We start from the raw sequence: 20123 nt of genomic DNA on the forward strand, positions 1-20123 counted from the left end.
CTTTATCAGAAATGGATTGATTAAAAAATTAGATGAGGTGAAGAAGAATTGTTGAAATCTAGTGTATTACCGGGCAGTTATTCACAAGTACTTCAAAAAAGGTATGAGGAGGCCGTACCGACAGGAATATATCATTTAACGCCTTTATATGTAAAAGAAGCAAGGGGAGCGATAATAACAGATGTAGATGGAAATCAGTTTATTGATTTTGCTGGTGGAATTGGTATGCAAAATGTTGGACATTGTCATCCGAAAGTTGTAAGAGCGGTACAAAAACAAGCAGAATCATTTATACATCCTTGTTTTCATGTAACTCCATATGAAAATTATATTACTTTAGCGGAGAAAATTAATGAGAAAGTGCCAGGTACAAGTAAGAAAAAAACGATGTTTGCCAATAGTGGTGCGGAAGCGATTGAAAATGCTGTAAAGATCGCACGTAAAGTAACAGGGAGGAGTAAAGTAATTTCGTTTGAACGAGGATTTCATGGGAGAACATTAATGACAATGTCTCTATCGACCAAAGAAACTCCATATAAAGCAGGATTTGGTCCGTTCGTTTCAGACATGCATATATTGCCGTATCCGTACTATTACAGAGCTGAAGAAGGAGTTTCTCCTGAAGAAGTGGATTCTCAAGTCATCTATCAGTTTGAAAAGTTTTTAGAAGAAGTATCACCTGAAAAAGTAGCAGCGATCGTAATGGAACCAGTACAAGGAGAAGGTGGGTTTATTGTTCCTTCCATTTCATTTGTAAAACGATTACGAGAAATTTGTAATCAATACGGTATTTTAATGATAATGGATGAAGTGCAAACTGGATTTGGCCGAACAGGGAAATGGTTTGCAACGGAACATTTTCATATAGAACCTGACATAATGACTTTGTCAAAATCAATTGCTGGCGGTTTACCATTAAGTGCTATTGTCGGTCGTGCGGAGTTGATGGACATTCCTGGGAGAGGACAAATTGGTGGAACTTTTGCCGGGAGTCCGTTATCATGTGCAGCCGGTCTTGCTGTATTTGAAATAATGGAAGAAGAAAATCTAGTTGAAAGGGCTCAGCAAATTGGAAATAGAATAATGTCACATCTACATCAAATGCAATTAAAGTACGAAATGATTGGTGATGTTCGTGGAATCGGTGCGATGGTTGCAATGGAACTTGTAACGAATCGCATAACGAAAGAACCTGCAAAAGAACTAACAGTAAAGCTAATTGAAGATTTTTGGAAGAATGGGCTTATAAGTATTGGAGCGGGGATATTTGATAATGTACTACGCTTTTTACCACCTCTAGTTATCTCAAACGAAGAAATAGATAGAGGATTTGAAATAATAAATGAGTCTTTTGAAAAGTTGTGCCGCAAGTAAGAGGAGGGATTTGAATGACTAAAGTATATGAAATCCTATCTTTAAATCTAGGATTGCCAAAAGAGGTTATGTATGGTGGGAAGTTAATTCAAACAGGGATAAATAAAAAGCAAGTAAAGGAACCTGTTTTTTTATCATTTTTAAAGTTTAATGGAGATGGACAGGCGGATTTAGTTCATCATGGAGGGGTAGATAAAGCGGTTTGTGTTTATACTGGTGACCACTATCCTTACTGGGAAAAAGAGTTGAATCAGGAACTTGTATATGGGGCTTTCGGTGAAAATATAACAGTAAGCGGAATGCGTGAAGAAGATGTTTGTATTGGTGACACGTTTCAACTCGGAGAAGCGATTGTACAAGTAACGCAGCCAAGACAACCTTGTTTTAAATTAGCCAAGAAATATAATATTCCAAAGTTGCCATTATATTTTCAAGATACAGGATACACAGGTTTTTATTTTCGAGTATTAAAAGAAGGGTGGATATTACCGGTAGATACTTTAAAATTGTTGAAGCTTGATCCAAAAGGTGTGTCAATTTTGTTTGCGAATCGCATAATGCATAAAGAAAAACAAAACTCTGAAGGATTAAAAAGGATTTTAGAAGTAAATGCACTGTCTACTAGTTGGAGAAAGACGTTTGAAAAGCGAGTGAAGGGAGAAGAAATTAGTACGAAGGAGCGACTTGAGGGAACCAAAGAATAGGTGAATTATATTTGCATAAAATGGTGTATTTCTATTATCGGAAAGATAAGTAGGAAGCACCATTTGTTATATAATAAACATGATATTATTCAAAAATCTTAATACTAGTTTATTCGACTTGTTTTTTAATAATCAAAACATAAAATAAATTAAACCATTTTTAAAAGTTTTATGATACTATATTGATTTGAAAGGCCTATTTTTTGAGAGTAGGTCATATAAGTATATCTAAATTAATGGAATCGACGTATGGAGGGACAACATGGGCAATGTTGAAAAAATGGCAAACTTTCTATTAGAAGAACCGAGAAGAGAACAGTTATTTCCTTTATTTGAAGAAGTGTTTGGGATTACGAGCCAAACATTGCAGGATTTTTCAGAGAAAGGGTATTGGGATTATACATATAAAGCATTATCATTTTTACAAGATGATAATGCGATTGCAAATGTTGCGGCATTTTCACTTCCGCTTTTAATTAATGGTGAAAAAATAAATGCAACGGGTATTCAATCAGTAATGACACATCCGAATTATCGTAGACGAGGATTAATGAAGCAATTGTTTAGTAAGATGATAGAGGAAATTGATGAGCAATGCGAGTGTGCGGTCTTGTTTACTGAAAATCCGGAACTATATAAACCATTTGGTTTTCAAATTGTGCAAGAATATTTGATGACAGTATCATACGAAAATAAAGGCTACAAAGATTCTCAACTTAAAAAGTTAGATTTTTATAATGAAGAGGATAGACAATTAATACATGAGATTATTGAAAATGGCCAAAGGCTTTCTAATAAATTTTCAACGTTAAATTACCGCTCTTCGTTTTATTTAAATATGTATGATTCAACATGGAATGAAAACCTTTATTATTCAGAGAAATTAGATGCGCTGATTGTTTTTACAGTAGAAAATCAAAAACTAAAATTATTTGGAGTATTTGCGCCGGTAATTCCGATTTTAGATGAATTATGTGAGGAAATCTCTGGGGAATTTACGGAGATTGAATTTTATTTCTATCCAGATCAATTAGGAATTGATGATGTACAATATACAGAATTACAGACTAGTAAGTATTTAATGGTTCGAAGTAATAAAGAATTAGATTTTAAAGGTTATAAATTCCCGGTATTAACTGAGTTTTAAATATTAATTTAAATGCTTTTTTATGGAGGAATTATGAAAACATCATATATACCAAATCATATTGAGCAACTTACTGTAATGAACGCACCTAAATTTTACAAACTTGAAGACAATGATACATTCATTGTCCATTCGAAAGAAGAAACAGATTTTTGGCTGAAAACCCATTATGGTTTTGAAGTAATGAATGGCCATGTATTTTATGATGAGATAATGACAGATTTTCAGGCTGAGGTTCAATTGCGCATGAATCCAAATGCGACATACGATCAAGCGGGTTTATTTGTTATGATTTCTGAGAAGTGTTGGTTAAAAACATCTTTAGAATATATTCCTGAGGGCCCATCACATTTAGGTGCTGTCGTAACGAATAATGGCTATTCTGATTGGTCAACGCAAGACTATCCAAATGAGTTTGCTAAGCAACAATTACGTTTTCGAATTATTCGAAAACTTGGCGATTATACAATATATGTGAAAACGAGTCAGCGATGGGAACAAATAAGAATCGCTCATTTGATGGAGGACATAGGTAATGAGCCTGTTAAAATTGGTTTTTATACGTGTAGTCCTTCTGAAAATAATGGATTCGAGACCGAGGTTTTCGATTTTAAAATTGAACAAATATAGATGGGAAAACCGCATTCTTACTAAATGAGAATGCGGTTTTTATTAAGTTAAAGAGTATTCACATCAACTGGCAGTGAAAATGCCTGGTAGATTAAAGTTCCATTTTATTGACTAAAAATGATTTAAAACTTATCATTTAATAATGTTAAATATTAATTTGCCTAATATAATAGGACTAATGGAGAAATTACAGACTATATTGCTCAAATAAGGAGGACTATAAATTATTCGATGGTAATTTCATGAAAAAAGGAGATTGTGTATGAAATCATTTCGCAAGTTGTTACAGTATTTAAAACCATACATGTTCTTCGCTATTATTGGACCGCTATTTATGGTACTTGAGGTTGCGATGGACTTAATTCAACCGACAATAATGCAACATATTATTGATGTTGGAATTGCAAACCGGGATTTGAATTATGTAATAAAAATGGGGCTTCTTATGATAGGAGCAGCAGCAATCGGTTTAATTGGAGGACTTGGTTGTATGATGTATTCTACAAAAGCTGCTGTTAATTTCGCTACAGACATACGAAAAGATGTGTTTGCGAAAATAGAAACATTTTCTAGCAAAAATCGTGATTCATTTGGAACAGGTAAATTATTAACAATCGTGACAAATGATATTACATCTATTCAATCGGCAATGACGATGACGTTACGTGTACTTGTCCGTGGACCGTTATTATTTATTGGAAGTATCATTATAGTCTTTGTAACAGCGAGAGACCTATTTCCAATTTTACTTGTTGTGGTACCCGTATTATTAGTTGCAATTGTATTGATTGCAGGTCAATCGAGCGGTTCATTTAAGCGAGTACAAGAAGCATTAGATAAAGTAAACACAAAGCTACAAGAAAATTTATCCGGTGTACGTGTTATAAAAGCATATGTAAGACAAAAATATGAAATCGCACAGTTTGAGAAAGTTAATACAAGTTTAACTGAAATAAATATTCGTGCAATACAAATTATTTCATTGATGATGCCAATTATTATGCTAGTTGTAAATAGCGGAATTGTAGCAACTTTATGGATTGGTGGCGAGAAAGTTTTTAACGGTACACTCCAAGTAGGGGCCATTTTAGCTTTTATTAACTATTTAAATATCATTTTAATGTCACTTATGTCTATTAGTATGGTATTTATTCAAATTGCCCGTGCTTTTCCATCAGCTGATCGTGTACAACAAGTCTTACATACTGAAGTTGATATTACAACTGAAGGCGACGTATATGAACCAAAACAAGTGGGTGGTAATGTAGAGTTTAAAAATGTTAGCTATAGTTATACGAAAAATAATGAATATGTTTTAAAAGATATTTCCTTTACTGTACGTAAAGGTGAAAAAATAGGGATTATTGGATCGACCGGAAGTGGTAAATCTACATTGGCGAAACTATTGCCACGACTTTACGATGTTGATCAAGGTGAAATATGTATAGATGATGTTAATGTGAAAGCATACGATTTGCAAAAACTTCGTGCTTCCATTGGCTTCGTTCCACAAAAGGCACTTCTTTTTTCAGGCAGTATAGAAGAGAATTTACGTTATGGCAAAGAAGATGCAACTTATGATGAATTGGAATTAGCATCTTCATCTGCTTGTGCGACTGAGTTTATCAATAAGCTGGAAGACTCTTATGAATATAACTTAACACAAGGTGCAACCAATCTATCTGGTGGTCAAAAACAACGTATATCTATTGCAAGAGCCCTAGTGAGAAAGCCATCTATTCTTGTATTAGACGATTCTACATCGGCAGTTGATGCGAAGTCAGAAGCTGTAATACAGGAAGCATTAAGGACAAGATATAGTGGCACAACGACATTTTTAATTGCATCAAAAATATCTTCTATTATAGATGCTGATAAAATCCTCGTTTTGAATAACGGTGAATTAGTTGGAAATGGTACGCATGAGGATTTATTGGCAACTTGTGAAGTGTATCAGGAAATTTATCTTTCCCAAGGTGGTAGCCTGCAGCAAGAAGGAGGGGAAGAGCGTGCGTAATTTTCAAGGACAATTTGGAAATAAAGGTGGACGTAACAATCCGAAAACGGGAAAAACTAAGAATACTAAAGGAACTATAATGCGAGTATGGAACTATATGGGGTATCAAAAAGCATCTCTTATGTTCGTTATTATTCTTGTATTTATCACGACATTACTAGGTTTACTTGGGCCATATTATATGGGGGTCATCATTGATGAATACATTGTACCGAAGGATTTAAGCGGGACAGCCAGAATGTGCATGCTACTCATTGCGATATATGGGATAACCGTATTATTAACATGGTTACAAACATTTGTAATGATTAATGTTGCATTAAAGACTATACAAAAAATACGACAAGATATTTTTGAAAAAATCCAAACACTTTCTCTACGATTCTTTGATGTACGTTCTCAAGGTGATTTAATGAGCCGTGTGACAAATGATATTGATAACTTAAATCAAGCTTTGACACAAAGTGTTGTGCAAATCATTTCATCAGCGTTAACGTTTATAGGTGTAACAATTGCGATGTTTTCATTAGATTGGATTTTAGCGATTGTAACTTTAATTACAGTACCTATTATGTTTTTCGTTACGAAAAAACTAGTTGCTTATAGTGGGAAAAACTTTGCGAAGCGTCAAAAGGATTTAGGAGAATTAAATGGATTTATTGAGGAAGCTATTACAGGCGCAGACGTAACTACGTTATACGGAAAAGAAAAAGAAACCGTACATAACTTTAATGAAATTAACGAACAGCTAAGAATTTCAGCAACGAAGGCTGAAACGTTTTCAGCATTTATTTTTCCAAGTATGAACTTTATTAATAACTTAGGAATGGGGCTTGTAATTGGAACTGGATCGGTAATGGTATTAAACGGAATGACAACAGTAGGTGTCATTGCAGCTTTTATTAATTATTCTCGACAATTTTCAAGACCACTTAGTCAATTTGCAACTTTAATGAATACGATTCAAGCGGCAGTTGCTGGAGGAGAACGTGTCTTTGAAATTATGGATGAAGTACCAGAAATTCAAAATAAAAAAGATGCAGTACTTGTACAAAATTTACAAGGACATGTTAGGCTTGAGAAAGTTTCATTTGGATACGCACAGGACAACATGATTTTAAAAGATGTGAGTCTCGAGGCGAATCCTGGGGAGACAATCGCTTTAGTCGGTCCAACTGGATCAGGAAAAACAACAATTATTAATTTGTTAACTCGCTTTTATGACATTCAAAAAGGGCAAATTAGCATTGATGAAAAAGATATCAAGGATTATGATATTAATTCTTTGCGGAGTAAAATAGGGGTTGTTTTACAGGATACGTATTTATTTGCAGGAACGATTATGGAAAATATTCGATATGGACGTTTAGATGCAAGTGATGAAGAAGTAGTTGCAGCAGCAAAAGCAGCATCAGCACATTCTTTTATAAAACATCTACCGAATCAATATGAAACGGAAATTGCTTCAGAAGGTTCGAATTTAAGTCAAGGACAAAAACAACTCCTTGCGATTGCACGAGCGATTTTAGCAGATGCAGATATATTAATTCTCGACGAAGCAACATCTAATATTGATACGAGAACAGAATTACAAATTCAATCTGGATTAAATAATTTAATGAGAGGGCGAACAAGTTTTGTAATCGCTCATCGGCTGAAAACGATTGAAAAAGCAGATCAAATACTTGTAATAAAAGATGGAAGTATTTTAGAGAGAGGAAATCATGAAACTCTCATGGAAGATGGTGGGTTTTACTTTGATTTGTATACGAGTCAGTTTAAAATTTAACAAAAACATTGATGTGGTGAGGTTTCTCTAGAAAAGAGAAACCTCATTTTTTATATTTGCAAACATTACCATCCGAATAGTCTTTCACTAAATGTTTTAACAGCGTCCTTTTGCAGACTAGGTGAAAAATGTGAATAGCGATTTAAGGTTATGAAAACGTCCTTATGATCCAATCGTTCGCTTACAATCTTTGGATGTACTCCTTGTTTTAAAAGAAGCGTTGCATGAGTATGGCGTAAATCATGAAATCTAATGTTTTTTAATTCGGATTTTTTCAAATAGGCTTTAAATGTATCACGAAAACCACTTTTGTCTTCTTTTTCCTGTCTCTGAATCAGCTCCGATATCGACAATAATACACCACTTTGTTCCTCTTTTTCGAATATGTCCTTTCACTTAAAACATTCCTTCATTGATTTTTGAATCATGTTGTAAAAGTATATTTGTAATTTTGCTGCTATGAAAATTACATGTTTGGACATATCGGCGATGGATATATTTTATCATATATAAATTAAAACATTTTGGAGTCGTCTATTTAGTAAAGAAATTAAAATTATAAGAAATATGATTTTTAGTATATTTTCATCAGTTGGTGTATATATGACGTATTTATTATTTTTGGATTTCAAATGAAATTTCTTTAGCTGCTTCTAAAGCTATTTTTTTAGCTTCTGTTTTAAAATAGGCTGCAGCTAAAACGTATCCACATCGATGTCCCATTGATGTAGGTGGTTTTAAGATAGTTCCTTTTTTAGGTTTTATATAAACTTTCTCTACACCAGGATATTTAGAACTACGGTTTTTCCCTGTAACTCGAATTAGTTTTCCTTTAGATTTAACTGTTAGGTAATGAGCGTACACATATTTATAATGTTTTTTATTTAGTGAAGGTTTATTTCCTAACATTAACTGAATAGTCTCTTGCACTAAGTTGATTCCATGTCCAATTTCAATTATGTCATTCATTGCTCCACCTGATATTCTGGGATTTATCTCAATTAATTTCCAAACATCTTTTATTCTCCGGAGTTCTAGATGACACGCTCCATTTTTCATATTAAAGGCCTGAATAACAGAATTAACTGCATTGAAAAGACTATTATATAGTCTTTTGTCTACCTGTCCTAGTAAAGAATAACCAGTAACAATAAAACGTTCAAAAAGTGTAATTTCTTGTTCAATTACTGCTATAATATGGACTTTTCCATCTTGAACTAAAATTTCAACTAAGTACTGAGGTCCATCTATATATTCTTCAAGTAGAATTTCTTCATTAGGTAGTTTTTTTAAAAGACTTTGTATAGATAAGATTAATTGATCTTTATTTTTTACTAATAATACATCTTTGGATCCTGTTGATTTAGGGGATTTTACAATAAGAGGGAAATTTATCTCTTTAGTTTTTTCAAGAAAAGATGATAATGATTCTGTTGGTTTGTAAATTAAATAGTTGAGTGAGATTGGTAATTCTTTAAGTACATTACGAGTTAATATTTTGTTTTCCATATGATGGATAGCTTTAGTAGATACAATATTTGAGCAAAATCTTTCTGATAAACGTGCAGCCACATAAACAAAAGGGTCAATAAAACTAAAGATCCCTTTTATGTTTTTTCCTGATGTATTTAATTTTTCAATTGTTGTAATTATATTATCATAATCATTTATATCAGTGAAAATCATCTGATGTACATCAGGGAATATAGTGCGTTCATTAATAAATTTTGTTTTTTTAGTTAATAAAACAGTAAAGAAATTAAGTTTTTCAGCTGCTTTGATTGCTTCCCTACTTGATCCAGATTTATTTGTTTCAATGAAAACGATAGTATCCATTTTATGTCACCTTAACCTTTATCATTTTATAAAATCTCAGGTTTATTATTTCTATAGGTAGAATATTAAAATGAGGTTAAGCTTGTTCTGGATTTTTCGAAAAATGGTTGAATGAGGAAGAACATGAATATATATATAATGAATTTGATATTTGTTTTGAAAAAAATCTTTAGAAAGAAGGGAAGAAGAACTAACATGACTATAATTGGTATGCTTCATCATCGGAAAGATCCGAATGACGTAAAGAAAGCATATACTTATGCTGCTGTAGCTAAAGCTGAAGGTGTGGAATTTTTTTATTTTACTTTAGGAAAAGTAAATATAGAAACGAAGAAGATTTTAGGTAAAACTTATGAAAATGGTAAGTGGATTGAACAAGAATTTTCTTTTCCAGATGTTATTTACAATGCAAGTGTTCATGTTAGTGATAAAAATCAGCAAATCTATGATTATCTACATGAAAAAGTTCCTTTTACAAGTCATTCAATTGGAAATAAATTAAGTGTATATAACAGAATAAATAGAGCGAAAAAATTTAAGCAATATCTTATTCCTTTTTATGAATTAAATGATGTTAATAAGTTTTTTGACATGATTAATCGTTATGAAAAACTTATTATTAAACCAATTTCTGGACATCAAGGTAGTGGTATTATTTTCATTGAAAAAAATGGGATGAATTACAGTATGAATGAGTCAGAACAAATTTCATCTATTAATAAAAAACAATTACGGAGCTTTATATCTGATAAGATTCAAGAGCAAGGTTACATAATTCAACAGTTTATTTCATGTCAAATAAAATCTGGTCATGTTTATGATTTTCGATTGCATGTTCAAAGAAATGGGGAAGGCAGGTGGGTTGTTACTTCTATATTCCCGAGAATAGGTCCATTAGGAAGTATTGTATCAAATATGGCTAAGGGTGGTTATAGTACGTATTTAGATGTTTTTTTAAAAGCGGAGTTTGATAACGATTGGTATAATATTAAAAGGTATTTAGAACGATTTGCAGTAACTTTTTCTAACCATTTTAATTCTTTATATAAGGATATACTATTTGATGAGTTAGGAATTGATGTAGGGATTGATAAGGATCAAAAATTGTGGTTATTTGAGGTGAATTGGAGACCAGGGGTACCTAATATATTTAATCTTGAATTAGATGTAGCTAGAAATTTAGTTCACTATGCTAGATATTTGGCTGATAAATATAAATAAGAAAAGGAAAATATAATGAAACCTAGAAACCTTTATATACCAATGTTTCTACTAATCTCTCTTTCTATATCTCCTATAAGGTTTTTCTCCATGCATTCCGAAATTCGGCGGATGCTGGACTGTCGCCAAGCCAACGTACCTAATATGAGGTAAATACCGGAACCTGGTAATACATCCTTCATTGTGGGCGGGGTCACATATTTATAAAAAAATACGCTTGTCCAATCCATTATCATTCTCCAGTCATTTAATACTACAAAGGGGGGAGAATATGGAAAACAATGAAAAAATCACGTTTCGATTTGTAAAAAAAGATGGAGAAGAAATTAATTTGGGAAATCTTGCTGATAAACGAAAAATTGTCATTGTCATTAATAATCAGATTACATTTGCACCGAATACAACACAAATTGCCAGTGGAGCCGGACAAAATAGTGCAGCAGGAAGTAATGCAGCAATCGATTCATCGAATACCCGACAGCAAGAAACGGTGGGCGCTGGAGGCGAAGCCATAAATAAAGGAATTAGTGGGGACCAGATTGAGCCGCATAAAATGAAAAAAGAAAATTCGGATGAAGAGGCAGAATTTGTACTTATCATCAATAATCAAATTAATAAAACCCGTAAGGAACAGGCTAGTGCTACTCAAGTGGCAAGTGGTGGTGGAGAAGACAGTGCAGCGGGAACCAACGCTGCCATCGAAAGTTCTAATACTAAACAGCAACATGCAGTAGGAGGCGGAACGGATAGTTCGGCAGAAAATGCAGGTGAAGAAGGCGACCAAATAGAAAAATGCGATTAAAGAAAAGAGGCTGTAATTATTTCGCAGCCTCTTTTTCTTATTATGGATTAATTGGTCTATTACTTACCCAACCAAATTAGGAATATATTAAATATCTTGATGGATCATATACTGTCCATAATCCTATCCGTTGAGAAGTATTTGGATTTTTATATACTGCGATTGATCCATAAGGTTTTCTATGACTAGCTAAAGTATTGTCAATATATACTGCAAGGTCATAAGGCTGAAGTTGTATTTAATAAAAAGTTGTAGCTTCTGATTTTGATGATGCGAAAAATCAAATTCGTCAACTCGAATTGTCTTTTGCCACAGAAGCATGTGCTTCTTTTTTTGAAGAGCTATTAGTATTTGTACAGTTTCTAGTAATAAGTTTTGGATTATACATTCAAAAATAGAAAAAATATATCCAACCTTATTTAGCAATGAAGCTTAGTAAGAAGCGTGTGGATATAAAAATCGTTATTGGATAAAAAATCAAAAGAGCACGCCTATAAACGTACTCTTAGAAAGATAAGAAACTTATGAGTGGAGGAAATCTCCATATAATAACATATGCTTGTCTACTTTAAATGTGTAAAATTTATAAACAAAAATGCTATTTTATTAAGAAACGAGAAACGGTAGATAAGTAAGTACGTATATTATCGGATGTTAGTTGTTTTAATGAAAAAGAAACCTTTATAAAAAGGTTTCTTTTTCATTAAAATTAACAATCATAATCATTGTCGTATTCATGGTTACATTCATCGCAAGGGTTGTTCTGGTCATCACAGCAAATACAAAATGTTTTATTGATAAATATATCAATAAAATCAAATGTATCGGAATTATTTGTGAGAGTAAGGCTTTGTAAATCTTCTACTTGAAAGATCCTTGTTTCATTAGGAACTAAAGTTGCATTAATTGGTATGTTAGAACTTCTTGTTTGAACTGTTACTTCAATGGGACCGGAATCGTTAGGAACAGATAGTTGAAGTAAAGTTTTGTTGTGATTAATAGTAAAATCTTCAAATACTGTTCTTGAGGTATTAGGGGGTACGATAATATCGAGAGGTACATTTCCAGCTAAGGTAGTTCCCGAACCAGCAATCGTGTGAGTTTCGACAAAACAGTTACTATCTTCGTTAATAGAATATGAATGCTCTTTATAATAATCATTTTGTTCATTGCAGCAGATGCAAAACGTTTTTTGGATATAAACACCAATGTCGCTACTTGTATTATTATTATTTGTGAGAGTGAGGCTTTCAAAATTTTCTACTTGAAGAATTCTTGTTTCACCTGAAGCTATTGTAGCGGTAATCGGTCTACGAGAATTTCTTGTACGAATAGTTACAACAATTGGTGCAGAAGTACCAGGAACATGAAACTGCAGTAATGTTTTATTGTGATTATTAGTAGCATCTTCAAAAACTATTCTTGAAGTGTTAGCTGGTACAATAATATCTAACGGTATATTTGAGCCAGCAATCGTATGCGTTTTAGTGAAACAGTTCTCTTTTTTATTGTGAGAATATGAATAGTTTTTATAGTACTTTTTACCATGTTTATAAAAAAAATCAGCCATTCTTTAATCTCCTATCTTCTATTTGTCTATATATTATATTTAATGAGGATAAGAACTGTTTGTACAAGGTAGAAAAAAGTTCTATTTAGGAGAATAAGAGAAAGAATTTTAGATGTATGTTCTGTAGAATTTGTTTCAGTTAACCCAAATATAAGAAATGTATAGCTAACCTTTTTACGATATTAATAGTTAGGAAAGCATAGATCGGGAAATACAGTTTGGTATTCTGGGATTAACCGAAGATCAGTAGTTAAGGTCGCATAGTGCGTATAGTTTTTTTCTAATTTTTCAAGTGTTGTTAAATGATGAGAACCTAAACCACGCTGTACACTATGTTTAGAAAGAGTGGGTCCAATTTGTAATTTTCTTTTTTTCATAGCCTCGTTCCATGGACTATAAAAAAATTTTAAAACGAAAGCAGGCTGCATGTAAATGCTATATGGATAATGTGAGCCATGTCTGCCGACTCTGTAGTCACCATGAAAAATATTGTGAATTAATCTACCGTTGAGATAAAGCAGATTGGGACTGGGTTGGATTAAAATACCGTGATAACGTTGTTTGACTAGTGGAATACTGTATCTTGGATTAGAATAGCCGTGAGAAGGTTCATCGATCATCATTATAACTCTAATGGAAAACATGTTCCCTCCATTAGAGTTAAGTGAAGTGAAAAATTGTTCTTTATTAAAACAACAAAGAAACTCTGTCGTATTTAATACCATTTTCCATCCAGTAACTTCTTTTTCAATTTCCATAACTTCTTGATCAACTAAATAGGCATCAAATTCTAATACTTTTGAATTGCGAATTTCCCAATGAGGTGCAAATAACTTACATATTTCCACTGAACGGTCAGTAGATCCTCGGTTAATTAGAATACCGTGATCAAATAGTTTTGTATGATGCATTAACCACCATGGAAGTAAATATTCTTCATTGTAAAAATGAGAAATTAAAGTAGTCTTAATGAAAACCTCCTCCTTATATAACACACTTCTTATTTAGTATGATATGGTGGGAATCTTATCGTTAGAAGGTTCCCACCTTAAAACTAAAAAAACAAAGATGATAGGTGGAAGGATAATTATTTATTTCAGATTGACTGTTAAATTAAGAATTAGGATGGTTATGGAGCTAGTTGATAACAATTGAAATAGCGCTAAACACTAATAAAACTGCCATAATAATGTTAAATATTCGGTTATGTTTTAATAAAAGTTTTTGAAACATCGACCCGAATAGACACCAACTAAATGTACTCATTAAACCGACTATGCCTAAAAACAATGAAAAGAATAGGTAACTAGAATATGAATGGTAGTAAGGGAGAATAAAAGTTGATACTACAGTCAGTCCGAATAAAATTCCCTTCGGGTTAACAAATTGAAGCATAATTCCTACTAAAAATATGTTTTTATTACTTTTTTCATTTGTATCTGTATTGCCTTTACTAGTGAGTATTTTAAAAGCTAAATACAGCATATAAGCTACACCTAAAATTTTTAAAGGGAATTCAATTAATGGCAGAATATTTATAAGTACAATATTAAAGAAACTACATAATGAAGTGATAATAAAAAAACCGAAAGCCACACCTAGGCAAAATGTAATGCTTCTTTTTAATCCATATTGCTTGGCGTATGTCATAGCTAAAAAATTGTTAGGACCGGGTGTGAAGCTACTAATAAAAACAAATAATAAAAAAGAAAATAAAGGCATTTCAAAACCCCCTAAGTATTTTTTGTATGTTATAATGACCGAAAAGAACAATATAACGTGTGCTTTTTATTATACATAACGGTCGTTATATTGTATATAGTGTAGGAGTGTTTTTTTATGGAAGAAATTCAACTTATTTTGGCGAAAAATATAAAGGCAATACGTGAGAAAGAAAAATTAAGTTTAGAAAAGGTTTCCCAATTAACAGGTGTGAGTAAAACGATGATTGGACAAATTGAAAGAGGAGATTCAAGCCCGACACTAACAACAATATGGAAGATAGCGAATGGTTTAAAAGTGTCTTTTACGTCTTTAATTAATAATCCACAGCCTGATACGAAAGTGGTTTTACGAAACGATGTTCAAGTATTATCAGAAGACAATGGGAGATATAAAGTGTATCCTTCTTTTCCTTTTCAAGATGATAGACATTTTGAAATCTATACTGTTGAAATTGAAACAGAAGGAAAGTTATATGCTGAAGCGCATAAAGAAGGAACAGAGGAATTTATAACTGTGTTTGATGGTGAACTGACAATTGAGGTAAATAATTGTCAATATAGATTAAATAGTGGAGACTCAATCAGGTTTAAGGCGGATAGACCTCACGCTTATTATAATTCAGGAAGTACGTTAACTCGGTTGAGTATGACAATTTATTATCCAGCTTCATAAGTTTTTATGTACATAAAAAATATAAGGGAAGCGTAATTATAAAACCATCTATACAAGGTGGTTTTTATTATGTGAAAAATACAAAAAAAAGACACTCATTTGAGTGTCAACACAGTATTTCTCTCGCGTATAGGATTGGAGAATGTTTCTCAAATACATATTGAGATGATTAGTAAAGGAGAAACTGTCTTCATAAATAACTTAACATTGATAGCGTATAGAGTAAATTGATAATGTTTATCCGGAATATTTAGTATAGATAGTTTCTACTATCTATATAGGGGAATGGCATTTAAAGCTACGAAGAAAAAATGAATCATTTATTAATCAACTCGTATAATTGTTAGAGAGGCGCAAGTTGATCCACCACCGACTAAATTGACAATTGATAAGAGACCGAATAATTGAAGAGAAATAGTATTACCTGCATTTAATATTGTAATTAAATTATTATTATAACTTGAAGTAGATAAGGCAGGAGATAGAATTGAGCCCAGAAGTGATGTAGATCCGTTTAAAATTAGTCTTGAACCCGCAAGAAGTACAGTTGTAGTATTAATTTGATAAGAAAGATAATAACGTCCCGTTACAGGGACTGTAAATAAATCATTCGCACTATTGACTGCAAAGCTATCAAGGCTTTGATTGTTTGAAAGTAGTATGTTAGTACCACCCTAGTACAACTGAAACTGTTCCATCCACTGTATTATTTGCAAACATAGAATTTGTTGTAACGTTTATGCCGGTACTACCCGTGGGTCCGGTATTACCCGTGGGTCCGGTATTACTCATGGGTCCAGTACTACCAGTAGGACTAGTTAGTCTATAAGGAAGGATAATTGTACGTCATTATTTTGGGGATTTTCTCTATCTTTATTTTTAATTAAAATCACCTCATTTTTATGATAAAGGAGATACTTTTCATATATTCTATTAATAATATTTTTTATAGTAACGGCATGCTGTTTAAAATACATTCATTTTTAGTAAGTTACATTAAATTTGATTTTGTACAAAGATTTTAATCGAGAGATTAATAGTGTTTTTTTAGATAATTCTTTTAACATTTCGGAACATCTAACATTTAATAAATACCATAGAAGGGAGATGCAAATTTGAATCGATATGACAAATTACCAATGTCTAAGGAAGTTATGGATTCTAAAAATATTGGTCCTACATTTCCACCTCTTCCGTCTATTAATTTTCCAACCGGAGCGACAGGAGAAACAGGAGCGACAGGAGAAACAGGAGAAACAGGAGCAACCGGAGAAACAGGAGCAACCGGAGAAACAGGAGCAACCGGAGAAACAGGAGCAACCGGAGAAACAGGAGCAACCGGAGAAACAGGAGCAACCGGAGAAACAGGAGCAACCGGAGAAACAGGAGCAACCGGAGAAACAGGAGCAACCGGAGAAACAGGAGCAACCGGAGAAACAGGAGCAACCGGAGAAACAGGAGCAACCGGAGAAACAGGAGCAACCGGAGAAACAGGAGCAACCGGAGAAACAGGAGCAACCGGAGAAACAGGGGCAGCAGGAGAAACAGGAATAACAGGAGTAACCGGCCCAACAGGAGAAACAGGGGCAACCGGAGCAATAGGAGCAACCGGAGCAACAGGAATAACGGGAGAAACAGGAGCAACCGGAGAAACAGGGGCAGCAGGAGAAACAGGAATAACGGGAGCAACAGGAGCAACCGGAGAAACAGGGGCAGCAGGAGCAACAGGAATAACGGGAGTAACGGGAGTAGCAGGAGCAACAGGAATAACCGGCCCAACGGGAATACCGGGAACAATCCCAACAACAAACCTATTATATTTTACTTTTTCAGATGGGGAAAAACTTATATATACTAATGCAGATGGTATAGCACAATACGGTACAACACAAATCTTATCACCAAGTGAAGTTTCTTATATTAATCTATTTATAAATGGAATTCTTCAACCACAACCTTTTTATGAAGTTACAGCTGGTCAGTTAACTTTATTAGATGATGAACCACCCTCACAAGGATCTTCAATTATCCTACAATTTATTATTATTAATTAAAAAAGACAGATTCTTAATGGAAAAAGGAATCTGTCTTTTTTTGTTCTAAATTACATTAGTTAAAATTAAGTGACGATAAATTCAATTGTTATTGGGATTCCACCGTCTAATACATCTCCGCCAGGAATTGTAATAGCACCAGTAGGACCTGTGGTGACACTGGAGTTCACGCTAGGTTGAATTATCCCGTTTACATAGAGGTTGTAATACGTAAAAGTCGGAAAGGCAGTTGCAGTAGTACCGGCATCGTTTAAACAAGCTGTTGCAGCAATTGCAAAAGCTGCACCTGTTCCTGTTCCAGCTCCTAGTGTAGATGTAAATCTTCTAGAAGCGATAAATGGTTGAATAATTGGCAATTAAATTTCACTCCTTTAATTATTTTTTGAACGAAGTATAGAATAACTTGTCCACTATATTGTATGAAAGTTTTTTATAATAGAAACGGCTTCATGATTATAGAAGGAACACAATATTAGTAAAGGTATCATTTTTAATTAGTTGAAAGAATGATGTTGTTACTTGTAGAATATATGCTAATGATTTATTTATGTTTTAATTTTTAAATGAAAATGTGCTTTTGGACCTAATAGATAAACGTGGAAAAATAAAATAAACTCTTAAGTTTAGGTGTTTAATCTAAGCAGTCAATTATTAAAAACATATAATTAATATGTGAGTCATGAGCATAATTAAATTACGTTTTCAAGTTTGATTATAATTCATGTTTCCTATTTTAAGAGAAACATATAACTCAACTACTTTTTACAATCGCATCTTTTATAGTTCTTAGAATAGGAAAACACTCAACTATAAGAAAAGTAAGGAGGAAATAAATGTCAAATAATAATTGTTTTGGTCATAATAACTGCAATCCAATTGTTTTTTCAGCAGATTGTTGTAAAAATCCACAGTCAGTTCCTATTACTAGGGAACAATTAAGTCAATTAATTACTTTACTAAACTCATTAGTATCAGCTATTTCAGCATTTTTTGCAAATCCAAGTAATGCAAACAGATTAGCGTTACTCGATTTATTTAATCAATTTTTAATTTTCTTAAATTCCTTATTACCTTCTCCAGAAGTTAATTTTTTGAAACAATTAACTCAAAGTATTATAGTTTTATTACAATCTCCAGCACCTAATTTAGGACAATTGTCAACATTATTGCAACAATTTTATAGCGCCCTTGCACAATTCTTCTTCGCTTTAGATCTTATCCCTATATCCTGCAACTCAAATGTTGATTCTGCAACTTTACAACTTCTTTTTAATTTATTAATTCAATTAATCAATGCTACTCCAGGGGCGACAGGTCCAACAGGTCCAACAGGTCCAACAGGTCCAACAGGAGGCGGAGCGACAGGAGCAACAGGAGCAACAGGAGCGACAGGAGCAACAGGAGCGACAGGAGCGACAGGAGCAACAGGAGGCGGAGCGACAGGAGCAACAGGAGCAACAGGAGCAACAGGAGCGACAGGAGCAACAGGAGCGACAGGAGCGACAGGAGCAACAGGAGCAACAGGAGCGACAGGAGCAACAGGAGCAACAGGAGCAACAGGAGCAACAGGAGCAACAGGAGCAACAGGAGCAACTGGTGGCGGAGCTATTATTCCGTTTGCTTCAGGTACAACACCATCTGCGTTAGTTAACGCGATAATAGCTAATACAGGAACTCTTCTTGGATTTGGATTTAGTCAGCCTGGAGTTGCTTTAACGGGTGGAACAAGTATCACATTAGCGTTAGGGATAGGTGATTATGCATTTGTAGCACCACGCGCAGGGGTTATTACGTCATTAGCAGGTTTCTTTAGTGCAACAGCTGCATTAGCTCCATTAACACCTGTTCAAGTGCAGATACAAATATTAACTGCACCAGCAGCAAGTAATACGTTTACAGTACAAGGCGCACCTCTTTTATTAACACCAGCATTTGCCGCAATAGCGATTGGTTCTACAGCATCAGGAATCATAGCTGAAGCTATTCCAGTAGCGGCTGGGGATAAAGTATTATTATATGTTTCATTAACAGCAGCAAGTCCAATAGCTGCAGTTGCTGGGTTTGTAAGTGCAGGTATTAATATCGTCTAACATGTTACAATGTTTGTTTGAAATTTAAACAGGCATTTGTATATAGCCCCACCTAATTTTATTAGGTGGGGCTATATTTTTTGTGGGAAATTAGAAATAAATCAATTGAAAAGTTACTCTTTGTTAAGTTGGTATATAAGAAAAATCAAAATTTATGATTTACACTTTATTGTTTATGGAATAAGTTATATGGTTTGAAAAATTACATATAAACAAAAAAGATGAATTCTATTAAAAACAGAATTCATCCATTAAATAAACTATATTCTAGTGGGTTAAATTGTTAATCATGAGCGGTGAAATGTCATTGCTCAAATTAGTAATAAACTATTTATTTTTATTACAGTTACATCCTTTTTTCTTTACATAGCCTTGCTCGGCTAAATCTCTTTGTGACTGGGAATCGGAAGATTGAGAGTTCGAAGATTGAGAGGATGCTGAAGAGCTACTATTTTTATTATTAGAGTAGTTTTTTCGATAGTTATAATTACT

At 33.4% G+C, this 20123-nt stretch carries 17 protein-coding genes and 1 pseudogene; 11 read left to right on the forward strand and 7 right to left on the reverse strand.

Annotated elements, in window-relative coordinates; translation table 11 throughout:
- The first annotated feature begins 48 nt into the window (after positions 1 to 48).
- From gabT to MKX37_RS11645, 6 genes are all read left to right on the forward strand, one after another.
- Positions 49 to 1374, forward strand: a complete 1326-nt coding sequence (gene gabT / locus MKX37_RS11620; RefSeq protein ID WP_002031963.1) for a 4-aminobutyrate--2-oxoglutarate transaminase — start codon at positions 49 to 51, stop codon at positions 1372 to 1374.
- A gap of 14 nt (positions 1375 to 1388) precedes the next feature.
- Positions 1389 to 2078, forward strand: a complete 690-nt coding sequence (locus MKX37_RS11625; RefSeq protein ID WP_002168398.1) for an MOSC domain-containing protein — start codon at positions 1389 to 1391, stop codon at positions 2076 to 2078.
- Between the two features lie 262 nt (positions 2079 to 2340).
- Entirely contained in the window at positions 2341 to 3225 is an 885-nt protein-coding gene (locus MKX37_RS11630) for a GNAT family N-acetyltransferase (protein ID WP_002031966.1), read from the forward strand.
- A 33-nt stretch (positions 3226 to 3258) separates the two neighbouring features.
- Entirely contained in the window at positions 3259 to 3855 is a 597-nt protein-coding gene (locus tag MKX37_RS11635; RefSeq protein ID WP_002127357.1) for a DUF1349 domain-containing protein, read from the forward strand.
- A 262-nt stretch (positions 3856 to 4117) separates the two neighbouring features.
- The gene (locus MKX37_RS11640; RefSeq protein WP_002168397.1) at positions 4118 to 5872 is read left to right on the forward strand and encodes an ABC transporter ATP-binding protein; all 1755 of its coding nucleotides are present in this window, start codon (positions 4118 to 4120) and stop codon (positions 5870 to 5872) included.
- Entirely contained in the window at positions 5865 to 7661 is a 1797-nt protein-coding gene (locus MKX37_RS11645) for an ABC transporter ATP-binding protein (RefSeq protein WP_002165835.1), read from the forward strand. The genes MKX37_RS11640 and MKX37_RS11645 overlap by 8 nt, the downstream gene beginning before the upstream one ends.
- Positions 7662 to 7726: 65 nt before the next feature.
- Here the strand turns inward: MKX37_RS11645 and MKX37_RS11650 are convergent, their stop codons facing one another.
- The gene (locus MKX37_RS11650; RefSeq protein WP_206703300.1) at positions 7727 to 8014 is read right to left on the reverse strand and encodes a tyrosine-type recombinase/integrase; all 288 of its coding nucleotides are present in this window, start codon (positions 8012 to 8014) and stop codon (positions 7727 to 7729) included.
- Between the two features lie 262 nt (positions 8015 to 8276).
- Positions 8277 to 9497, reverse strand: a complete 1221-nt coding sequence (locus MKX37_RS11655) for an ATP-grasp domain-containing protein (RefSeq protein WP_061675815.1) — start codon at positions 9495 to 9497, stop codon at positions 8277 to 8279.
- Positions 9498 to 9620: 123 nt separating this feature from the next.
- Between MKX37_RS11655 and MKX37_RS11660 the strand changes: the two genes are divergently transcribed.
- Both MKX37_RS11660 and MKX37_RS11665 read left to right on the forward strand, forming a co-directional pair.
- Positions 9621 to 10718 (forward strand): YheC/YheD family endospore coat-associated protein, encoded by a 1098-nt coding sequence (locus tag MKX37_RS11660; protein ID WP_199627504.1) that lies wholly within the window; start codon positions 9621 to 9623, stop codon positions 10716 to 10718.
- Positions 10719 to 10989: 271 nt separating this feature from the next.
- A complete protein-coding gene (locus MKX37_RS11665; RefSeq protein ID WP_078422554.1) occupies positions 10990 to 11520 on the forward strand; it encodes a hypothetical protein in 531 nt (176 codons plus the stop codon).
- A gap of 709 nt (positions 11521 to 12229) precedes the next feature.
- On the opposite strand, the gene MKX37_RS11670 is transcribed toward MKX37_RS11665, so the two are convergent.
- From MKX37_RS11670 to MKX37_RS11680, 3 genes are all read right to left on the reverse strand, one after another.
- Complete coding sequence (locus MKX37_RS11670) at positions 12230 to 13090, reverse strand: hypothetical protein (protein ID WP_002127362.1); 861 nt, start codon at positions 13088 to 13090, stop codon at positions 12230 to 12232.
- A gap of 182 nt (positions 13091 to 13272) precedes the next feature.
- Entirely contained in the window at positions 13273 to 14085 is an 813-nt protein-coding gene (locus MKX37_RS11675; protein ID WP_002127363.1) for a glycosyltransferase family 2 protein, read from the reverse strand.
- 142 nt (positions 14086 to 14227) lie between these two features.
- On the reverse strand, positions 14228 to 14812 hold the full coding sequence (locus MKX37_RS11680) for a LysE family translocator (RefSeq protein ID WP_063226659.1): 585 nt from the start codon (positions 14810 to 14812) through the stop codon (positions 14228 to 14230).
- A gap of 117 nt (positions 14813 to 14929) precedes the next feature.
- Here MKX37_RS11680 and MKX37_RS11685 point away from each other — a divergent pair, with 117 nt between their 5' ends.
- The gene (locus tag MKX37_RS11685) at positions 14930 to 15487 is read left to right on the forward strand and encodes a helix-turn-helix domain-containing protein (RefSeq protein WP_016120192.1); all 558 of its coding nucleotides are present in this window, start codon (positions 14930 to 14932) and stop codon (positions 15485 to 15487) included.
- 323 nt (positions 15488 to 15810) lie between these two features.
- Here MKX37_RS11685 and MKX37_RS11690 read toward each other — a convergent pair.
- Positions 15811 to 16279: pseudogene (locus MKX37_RS11690) on the reverse strand (BclA C-terminal domain-containing protein).
- 323 nt (positions 16280 to 16602) lie between these two features.
- On the opposite strand from MKX37_RS11690, the gene MKX37_RS11695 reads away from it, so the two are divergent.
- A complete protein-coding gene (locus MKX37_RS11695) occupies positions 16603 to 17541 on the forward strand; it encodes a DUF4183 domain-containing protein (RefSeq protein ID WP_341088953.1) in 939 nt (312 codons plus the stop codon).
- A 65-nt stretch (positions 17542 to 17606) separates the two neighbouring features.
- Here the strand turns inward: MKX37_RS11695 and MKX37_RS11700 are convergent, their stop codons facing one another.
- Entirely contained in the window at positions 17607 to 17897 is a 291-nt protein-coding gene (locus MKX37_RS11700) for a DUF4183 domain-containing protein (RefSeq protein ID WP_002031992.1), read from the reverse strand.
- 477 nt (positions 17898 to 18374) lie between these two features.
- Here MKX37_RS11700 and MKX37_RS11705 point away from each other — a divergent pair, with 477 nt between their 5' ends.
- Positions 18375 to 19631, forward strand: coding sequence for an exosporium glycoprotein BclB-related protein (locus tag MKX37_RS11705; RefSeq protein WP_078422505.1), 1257 nt, complete (start codon positions 18375 to 18377; stop codon positions 19629 to 19631).
- Positions 19632 to 20123 lie beyond the last annotated feature (492 nt).

Source organism: Bacillus sp. FSL R5-0709, assembly GCF_038004785.1.
GTDB lineage: Bacteria > Bacillota > Bacilli > Bacillales > Bacillaceae_G > Bacillus_A > Bacillus_A mycoides.